Raw genomic sequence first — 2,588 nt, forward strand, 5'->3', positions numbered from 1 at the left:
GGCGCCCGGCCGCTGAGCACGGGGACCGCGCCCGCGGCGGCGGCCCGCACGCTCGTCTTCAGCGACGAGTTCGACGGGACGAGCGTCAGCACGGCCCGCTGGGCCGCCCGCGACCAGGAACGCTCCGGCGCCGCGGGCACCGACCGCTGGTGGTACAAGCCCGCCGTCGTCCGTACGAACGGCGACGGCGCCCTCGCCCTCGACGTCAAGCAACTCGCTGCCGGCCAGTACGCCGGCGGCCGCATCGACAGCCAGGGCAAGTTCGACTACGCGTACGGCACCCTCGAGGCGAGCGTGCACACCCCGGCCGTCACCAACGGCCACCTCGCCGCGGTGTGGCTACAGGCCGACGCGGGCCTCACCCCCGGCGGCGCCGTCGACGGCACCGCGCGCGACGGCGCCGAGATGGACATCACCGAGACCGCCTACCAGGCCGACAAGTACGCGGTGACCCTGCACTACGACGGCTACGGCGCCGACCACAAGTCGTCCTCCCAGATCGTGAACGCGCCCGGCCTGCACAGCACCTGGTACCACACGTTCGGCCTCAGCTGGACCCCCACCCAGCTGCAGTTCCTGTACGACGGCACCGTGGTCCGCACCGTCACCGACCCTCAACTCATCAGCCAGGTCAAGGAGTTCCCGATCCTGTCCCACGAGGTCCTCGACGACTGGGCGGACGGCTCGGTCCACGACGAGACGTTCGACTGGCACTCCACCATGTACGTCGACTACATCCGGGTCTGGCAGTAGGCGCGAGGGGCGTCAGGGGCGCAGGTAGGCTTCCCGCGCGGGAGGTGGGGCCCGCCGAGCGACCGCACGCACCCCAGGAGAGGCCCGCCCGTCCATGCGCGACGAACCCGTCGACCCCGACATCGCACCGCCCGTCCCCGTACGGCGCTGGGAACCCGGACGAGGGCAGGCGCCCGTGCTGGCGGTCATCGCCGTCGGCGGCGCACTCGGCGCCTCGGCCCGCTACGGTGCGTCGCAGCTCTGGCCGACCGCGACGGGCGCGTTCCCCTGGACGACCCTGCTGGTGAACGCGGTCGGCTGCGCCGTCATCGGCGTCTTCATGGTCCTCATCACCGACGTCTGGCAGGTGCACCGCCTGGTCCGCCCGTTCTTCGGCACCGGAGTCCTCGGCGGTTTCACCACGTTCTCGACGTACGCCGTGGACGTCCGCCGGCTCACGGACGCCGGCCAGGCGCGGACCGCGCTCGGCTATCTGGCACTGACCGTGTGCGTCGCCCTCGCCGCGGTGTGGGCCGCAGCGCACCTGACGCGCCGCGCCGTCGAACGGGGGACCCGATGAACTGGCTGCTCGTCATCGCCGGCGCCATGGTCGGCGCCCCGCTGCGCTACCTCACCGACCGCGCCGTCCAGGCCCGGCACGACACGGTGTTCCCCTGGGGCACGTTCACGGTGAACGTCGCGGGCTCGCTCGTGCTGGGCCTCGTCACGGGCGCGGTCGCGGCCGGCGCTGCCTCCTCGCAGCTCCAACTCCTGCTGGGCACCGGCCTGTGCGGGGCCCTGACGACGTACTCCACGTTCTCCTACGAGACCCTGCGCCTGGCCGAGACAGGGGCCCGCTTCTACGCGGCCGCCAACGTACTGGGCAGCGTGGCCGCGGGCCTCGGGGCGGCGTTCGCCGGCGCGGCGCTGGCCCAGGCGTTCTGGGGTCAGGGCGTGGGATGACAGTCCCGTCGTCAGCCTGCGGGGCAGGCGGGACCTTCACTCCACGCCCCAGCAGCACCGCCCCTACGAACGTGTCGCGGTCCCGCATCCCTCGCCGTCGGCCCCGCGCGTCCGGTCCCGCATCGACGTACTGCGGTCGTAGGGGTCGACGAGCGGGCCGTCGCCGCCCTGCCTCGCGCCGAACGCGGGCGTGAGGTAGCCGTTGTAGGTGTCGCACCCGGCGTTGGTGGTGTCCAGGGACGTACTGACGACGGAGAACGTGTCCGGCGCGGTGATCGTCCTGTTGGGGTCGTGCCAGTTCACCACGACCTCGCGGCGCACGATCGTCCGGACGACGTCGTCGCTGCCGCCCTGCGCGGGGACCGTCGGATACACGTAGGTGACGTCGGTGGTCACCTCCACGGCGCCGTTCCTGCCCGTCCGGTACGTCATCCGGCCGCGGGTCTTGACGACGTCGCCGACGAGCCGTGCCTGCGTCGTGTCGAACCTGCTGAACAGGGACAGCGGGTTGTCCTCCTTGCTGGGGGAGGACAGCGAACGGTTCAGGGACGTCAGCTCCCCGGGCTGCTTCGGATTGATGAACGCCAGTGCCTTGGTGGGCCGTTCACCGCGCAGCACGTCCGGGTCGAGGCTCGACGCCACCAGGAAGTCACGGGTCCGGGCCAGGGCCCGGGCGACCTGCTCCTTGCCCATCCAGCCGGTCGCGCGAGCCGCGGGCACGTGGATCCCGGCCGCACCGTCCGCCCAGCGCACGGCGGGCGAACCCCTGAACGGCTCGTCCCGCGTGCCCCGTTGGGCGTCCTCGTCGGGCGGCGCCGTGCCGGGCCGGGCCGTCTCCGCGGCGAGCGGCGTCGCGTCGGCCGCGTCCTCGCCGTCGAACCAGCCCGAGAGCA

At 72.9% G+C, this 2,588-nt stretch carries 4 protein-coding genes; 3 read left to right on the forward strand and 1 reads right to left on the reverse strand.

Going from position 1 to position 2,588, the window contains the following annotated elements; genetic code table 11:
- From G3I40_RS18785 to crcB (G3I40_RS18795), 3 genes are all read left to right on the forward strand, one after another.
- The coding region (locus G3I40_RS18785) for a family 16 glycosylhydrolase (RefSeq protein ID WP_164303293.1) at positions 1-753 on the forward strand (753 nt) is incomplete at its 5' end.
- A 94-nt stretch (positions 754-847) separates the two neighbouring features.
- Positions 848-1,312, forward strand: coding sequence for a fluoride efflux transporter CrcB (gene crcB / locus G3I40_RS18790; protein ID WP_164303294.1), 465 nt, complete (start codon positions 848-850; stop codon positions 1,310-1,312).
- Positions 1,309-1,695, forward strand: coding sequence for a fluoride efflux transporter CrcB (gene crcB, locus G3I40_RS18795; RefSeq protein WP_164303295.1), 387 nt, complete (start codon positions 1,309-1,311; stop codon positions 1,693-1,695). The genes crcB (G3I40_RS18790) and crcB (G3I40_RS18795) overlap by 4 nt, the downstream gene beginning before the upstream one ends.
- 63 nt (positions 1,696-1,758) lie before the next feature.
- Here the strand turns inward: crcB (G3I40_RS18795) and G3I40_RS18800 are convergent.
- Positions 1,759-2,588 (reverse strand): hypothetical protein (locus tag G3I40_RS18800; RefSeq protein ID WP_164303296.1); only part of this gene is annotated, 830 nt, incomplete at its 5' end.

It is taken from the genome of Streptomyces sp. SID14478 (genome assembly GCF_010548525.1).
In the GTDB taxonomy this organism is placed as follows: Bacteria; Actinomycetota; Actinomycetes; order Streptomycetales; family Streptomycetaceae; genus Streptomyces.